Genomic DNA, 5,508 nt, shown 5'->3' on the forward strand with positions numbered 1-5,508 from the left:
CTGCAACTGCCGGCCAGTAACAGTTTTTCAGAAGTTTCCGTGCTTTTTTCTTAATATCACGTATCGTCCATATCATACGTTATAAATGATCGAACGGCCAACCTGCTTCGCCGTCTCTTCATCCTTCAGTCTTTTCGTCAGTTCCAGTGCAAATGCGATCGCCGTTCCCATGCCGCGGCTCGTGGTAATGTGCCCGTCTGTTACAACCGGAACTGCAAGCACTTCGGCTCCGGTCAGACGGCTTTCAAACCCCGGATAGCAGACGGCTTTTTTCCCTTTCAGAAATCCGAGGTCACCAAGCATGCTCGGTGCCGCACAGATCGCCGCAATCCCGCGTTTTTCCTGGTCTGCCTTTTTCAGTGCCTCCGTCAGCTTTTCACATGCCGCAAGATTCATCGTGCCCGGCATACCGCCCGGCAGCACCAGCATATCCAGTTTATCCGGATCGCACTGTACGATATCTTCGTCCGTATCTAAAGCGATCCCATGTGCTCCCGTCACTTTCTTTTTCCCATTGATGCTGATCATGGAAATATCGATCCCGGCTCTTCTTAAGATGTCAACCACCGTCAGCCCTTCGATCTCTTCAAATCCATCTGCAAAAAAAATCCCAACTCTACTCATTTTATCCTCCGTTCCGGTATCTGCATACCCTGTTATTTCCTGTTGATCTATCTGACATTCTACCAAAAACAGACGCTTCTTTCCAGTCCCAATCTACTTGTACTTGCACTTTTTTGTTTTCTGCGATATTCTTTTTTCAGGAGGTACTGATTTATGGAAATTGAACGAAAATATCTGATCGATGAAAAAAATCTTCCTGCGGATCTTGAATCCTGCCGCAGTGTTCTGATCGAGCAGGGCTATCTCTGCCGCAAACCGGTCGTCCGCATCCGCCGTCAGGACGACGACTATATCCTCACCTACAAATCCGGCGGCCTGATGGCACGGGAAGAATACAACCTGCCGCTCGGTGCAGAAGGTTATGCCCATCTGAAAGAAAAAATCGACGGCAAACTGATCTCCAAGAGACGTTATCTGATCCCTATGGAGAATGGTCTTACCATCGAACTGGATGTATTTTATGAACCCTGCAAAGGCCTGCTTCTTGCCGAAGTCGAATTCCCGGACGAAGCAAGTGCCAATTCTTTCTGTCCGCCCGCCTGGTTCGGGGAAGATGTCACATTTGACGGGCGTTACCACAACAGCTATTTAAGCCGCTGAATCTGTTTACTTTCCTGCTTTTTGCAGAATATCTTTTGCCGTGTATTTCGGCGGTGCGACGCGAATATACCTTTTTGCCAGATACCGCCGTTCTCTGCGGCATCCTCGCCTTAAGAACATCGTGTACCATCTTACAATCATCCGTTTCCACGGATTTTTACTGTTTTTGTTTTTCATTACATAACGCAAATATTTCCATTTCATTCTGTCAATTCCCACTTCTCTTCCTCAAACTCTGTTATTTTCCCCAAACCCAAGGCTTTTATGTTATACTCAACTGTGAAGATGTCAGGGGCAAACGTCCAAAACCACGATATGTCTGCACAGGAGCCGTTTTATGGCTTAATGGCATTTTTCACTGCATCACCAACAACAAATATACTATATGGGAGGTTCTTCATGAACACAAACGATCTTGCAAACCGTCTGAAATTTCTCCGTGCAAAAGCAAACTACACACAGTCCTATGTCTGCTCAAAAATCCATCTCAGCCGTTCTTCCTACAGCAACTACGAAAACGGCCTGCGTGTGCCACCTCTGGATATACTGAAGCTTCTGGCAGAATTTTATGATACCTCACTTGACTATCTGGTCGGCATGACCGACTGTCCGGAGAAATACCCCTTTGCCAGTGCCGAAATGTATCTCCTCTTTGCAACCTGCCAGGATATGGCCTCCCCGGCACTGAACGAAGTCTTATCTTATGCCTGTTACAGAAAACAGATGGAAAAACACTGAGCCATTTCTTTTATAATCTTTTGTTATTATAATATCTTTTCTCTTGTTTTGCAATATGTGGCTTTGCAAAATGAACCTGCTGAGCCTTTTTATTCTCATTTTTCCCATATAAAGTTTTGGCGGAGGTATCAACTCATGTCAAACACAAATTATCCCAGACAACTGCAGCAGCTTGGGCTGAATATCGCCCGTTACCGCAAACTGCGCGGACTCACACAGGAGGAACTTGCCGCCCTGATATCGATGAGCCGGACACATCTGAGCAATCTGGAAGCTCCGGGAAAGATCACTTCGATCTCCCTTGAAAAGCTGTTTACGATTGCAGACGTTCTGAACGTTTCTCCCGCTTCTCTTCTGTCTTTCGACTGATTTTCGAAGTTTTGGCATTTTTACCTGTTCTCCCCATATATTTTACAGGTTGTACTTGTTTTTATTATAACAGCTGCCTCTGAGCGATACAAGTATAAATTGTATGATATTGGAGAAGGAGAGGTTACAAATGAAAAATCGCATTCGTGAATTACGTGCCGAAAAGAATATCACACAACTTCGCCTCAGTCTGGAGCTGGAAGTATCTCAGGAAACCGTCAGTGCGTACGAAAACGGAAAGCATCTGCCAAGTCTGAAATCTCTGATCAAAATGGCAGATATTTTTCATGTCAGCACCGATTATCTGATCGGACGCTCTGATGTAAGAAAACCATCCGCAACAAGTCCTCTTCCCAACGAAGACATTGCACTGCTTGATTGTTTTCACGATCTGGATACGGTTGACAAAGCAAGGCTTGTCGCCTATGCTCAGGGATTGTCCGACAAATCCCTGAAAGATTAGGGCAAAAAAGAACACGTTCGCTTCGCCGGAAGATCCGGTAAAGTGGGCGTGTTCTTTTCTTATGCATCTAAAAATAATGTCTCATAAAGTTTTAATCCATGGAGATGCTGGAAAAATCCGGTGTTCCAATCAGGTCAAACGGGGTGCTCTGGTATACATAATAATTCAACCAGTTTGTATACAGATTGTTTGCATGTGCTCTCCACAGAAGCAGCGGTTTGTTTTTGCAGTCGTTATTTTCATAATAATTTTTCGGCATCTGGATATCCATTCCTTTTCCAAGATCCCTCTTATATTCTCCATCCAGAGTCACACGGTCGTATTCCGGATGTCCCATGATAAAAATCTTTCTTCCGCCGTCTGCCATACCGAGGAAAAATCCTGCCTCATCGGACTCTGCAAGAATCGTGATCTCCTTTGTCGCACGGATGTCATCGATGGAAACTTCAGTATGTCTGGAATGTGGTGCAAGAAAGACATCATCAAAGCCACGCACCAGCGGGATCTTGCGGTTCAGCACGCGATGCCAGAACAGACCGAACATTTTCTGCGAAAGCTGTCTTTTCTTCAGACCGTAAAAATGATAGAGAGATGCCTGTGCCGCCCAGCACAAAAAGATGGTAGAGGTTACATGCGTCTCACTCCAATCCATGATCTCCGTGATCTCTTTCCAGTAATCCACCTCTTCAAACTCCATATTCTCGACCGGTGCACCGGTGACAATCATGCCATCGTATTTATTTTCTTTCACATCCTGAAAATGCAGATAGAATTTATTCAGATGGCTGGTAGAGGTATTCTTGGATTCGTGACTGTTCATCGTTAAAAAGGTCACATCGATCTGGAGCGGCGTATTGGAAAGGGATCGCAGAAGCTGCAGCTCGGTCTCTTCTTTGAGCGGCATCAGATTCACGATCAGGATCTGGATCGGACGGATATCCTGATGCATCGCCCGATTCTCATCCATCACAAATATATTTTCTCTTTCCAGTATTTCTTTTGCGGGCAGATCGCCCTGAACCTTGATCGGCATGATAATTGTCCTCCTTCAGTGTTTCGTTTTCTGTGGCACCGTCGTCCTATTTCTACATAAGCGGTGCAAATACACGCAGGATACTTCCTGCGATCTTGTCAAAGCTCTTTTGCTTTTTGTAATCTTCCTGTGTGATCTTCTGACATTTTTTCAGTGTTTCCTGGAAATCGTTCTCAACCGCCGGGATTTCACTGTTCTCATATAAAAAAGCTGCACATTCAAAATGAAGATACAGGCTGCGGTAGTCCATGTTGATGGTTCCGACCACGGCCTTGCGGTCATCGCTTGTAAATACTTTTGCATGCACAAAGCCCGGTGTATATTCATAAATCTGCACACCGGCATCGAGCAGTTCATTGTAGTACGTTTTCGCCAGAACGAAAGCATACCATTTATCTGGCACGTGCGGCATAATAATGATCACTTCCACCCCGCGTTTTGCCGCAAATTTCAAAGCTGTCATCATCTCATTATCCAGTATCAGGTAAGGTGTCATGATATGTACATACCGTTTTGAGGTATTCAGAATATCCATATACACCATTTTTCCTACGTGTTCTCCGTCAATCGGACTGTCGCCGTAAGGAATCACAAAACCTTCGCCGGAATGTTTTTCTCTTTCGTATATGACATCCAGATACGGATCAAACTCTTCTACTTTTTCGCTTTTGGCCACGTTCCACATCTCCAGGAACATCAGCGTAAAGCTTCGCACTGCGTCTCCTTCCAGCATGATCGCCGTATCCTTCCAGTGCCCAAAACGGATCTTGCGGTTCACATATTCATCCGCCAGGTTGATGCCGCCGGTAAATGCCACTTTGCCGTCGATCACCACGATTTTTCGGTGATCGCGGTTGTTCTGATGTGTGGACAGAGCCGGCCGGATCGGTGAAAACACACGGCAGGCAATCCCTTCCTGTTCGAGTTTTTTCGGGTAATTCGGCGGCAAAAGCGATACCGTACAGGTACCATCATACATGAAACGCACTTCAACGCCCTCGGCTGCCTTTCGTTTGAGCACTTCCAGCACCCGATCCCACACGTAGCCTTTCGCCACAATAAAATACTCCATGAAAATAAATTTCTCTGCTTTTTCCAGCTGACGGATCAGTTCTTCAATCTTATCTTCCCCACAGCTGAAGTATTTGACGCCGGTGTTTTCATATGCCGGAAATCCGCCGTATTCACAGACATAATGTGCCAGCGATGCGACCTCAGAATCTTCTTCTTTGAGCTGCTCCTGCACAGCTTCATCCTGTGTCCAGTGTTTCTTCGTCGTTTCGTGCATGTGCTCCAGTCTTGCATTGAGCCACCGCACTCCGACCTGAAACTCCACAAAAATATAGAGCAGCACACCAAACACCGGTGCCACCAGCATAATCGTCATCCATACCATCTTAAAAGCCGGATTGCTCCGATTATTTGTTAAGTAAATAACAAGAATAACTGCTCCCGCCTTCACGACAGAATCGATGAAATACATCTTGCCCTGCAGATACGTGTATCCCGCGATCAGAAAGCCAAACTGCAACAGGATCAGCAGTATGATAATACCGGTCCTGCCGAAAATCACACTGGCAATACTGCTTTTTCCTTTTTCTACCCTCGTCTTTGTCTGAATCGTCTGTACCGACTGCTTTTTTTCTTTCTCTGCCATGCTATTCTCACCTCTGTTCCAGCA

8 protein-coding genes are annotated in these 5,508 nt (G+C 45.8%); 4 read left to right on the forward strand and 4 right to left on the reverse strand.

Annotated elements, in window-relative coordinates:
* Positions 1 to 72 precede the first annotated feature (72 nt).
* The gene (locus ACLTL4_RS10760) at positions 73 to 624 is read right to left on the reverse strand and encodes a DJ-1 family glyoxalase III (RefSeq protein ID WP_412291477.1); all 552 of its coding nucleotides are present in this window, start codon (positions 622 to 624) and stop codon (positions 73 to 75) included.
* A gap of 153 nt (positions 625 to 777) precedes the next feature.
* On the opposite strand from ACLTL4_RS10760, the gene ACLTL4_RS10765 reads away from it, so the two are divergent.
* Positions 778 to 1,224 carry a CYTH domain-containing protein gene (locus tag ACLTL4_RS10765; protein ID WP_022119399.1) on the forward strand — a complete coding sequence of 149 codons (447 nt, stop codon included), beginning with the start codon at positions 778 to 780 and terminating at the stop codon, positions 1,222 to 1,224.
* A gap of 6 nt (positions 1,225 to 1,230) precedes the next feature.
* Here the strand turns inward: ACLTL4_RS10765 and ACLTL4_RS10770 are convergent, their stop codons facing one another.
* Positions 1,231 to 1,443, reverse strand: a complete 213-nt coding sequence (locus tag ACLTL4_RS10770; RefSeq protein WP_173896810.1) for a hypothetical protein — start codon at positions 1,441 to 1,443, stop codon at positions 1,231 to 1,233.
* A gap of 180 nt (positions 1,444 to 1,623) precedes the next feature.
* Between ACLTL4_RS10770 and ACLTL4_RS10775 the strand changes: the two genes are divergently transcribed.
* From ACLTL4_RS10775 to ACLTL4_RS10785, 3 genes are all read left to right on the forward strand, one after another.
* Positions 1,624 to 1,962, forward strand: a complete 339-nt coding sequence (locus tag ACLTL4_RS10775; RefSeq protein ID WP_022119397.1) for a helix-turn-helix domain-containing protein — start codon at positions 1,624 to 1,626, stop codon at positions 1,960 to 1,962.
* Between the two features lie 135 nt (positions 1,963 to 2,097).
* On the forward strand, positions 2,098 to 2,331 hold the full coding sequence (locus tag ACLTL4_RS10780) for a helix-turn-helix domain-containing protein (protein ID WP_022119396.1): 234 nt from the start codon (positions 2,098 to 2,100) through the stop codon (positions 2,329 to 2,331).
* Positions 2,332 to 2,461: 130 nt separating this feature from the next.
* Positions 2,462 to 2,794: a helix-turn-helix transcriptional regulator gene (locus ACLTL4_RS10785; protein WP_022119395.1), complete on the forward strand. Its 333-nt coding sequence runs from the start codon at positions 2,462 to 2,464 to the stop codon at positions 2,792 to 2,794.
* 91 nt (positions 2,795 to 2,885) lie between these two features.
* On the opposite strand, the gene metA is transcribed toward ACLTL4_RS10785, so the two are convergent.
* Together metA and cls are read right to left on the reverse strand one after the other, a co-directional pair.
* Positions 2,886 to 3,827 (reverse strand): homoserine O-acetyltransferase MetA, encoded by a 942-nt coding sequence (gene metA, locus ACLTL4_RS10790; protein ID WP_173897382.1) that lies wholly within the window; start codon positions 3,825 to 3,827, stop codon positions 2,886 to 2,888.
* Between the two features lie 52 nt (positions 3,828 to 3,879).
* Complete coding sequence (cls, locus tag ACLTL4_RS10795) at positions 3,880 to 5,484, reverse strand: cardiolipin synthase (protein ID WP_173866930.1); 1,605 nt, start codon at positions 5,482 to 5,484, stop codon at positions 3,880 to 3,882.
* Between the last annotated feature and the right edge of the window lie 24 nt (positions 5,485 to 5,508).

Source organism: Hominisplanchenecus sp., assembly GCF_046967715.1.
GTDB classification, from domain to species: domain Bacteria; phylum Bacillota; class Clostridia; order Lachnospirales; family Lachnospiraceae; genus Hominisplanchenecus; species Hominisplanchenecus faecis.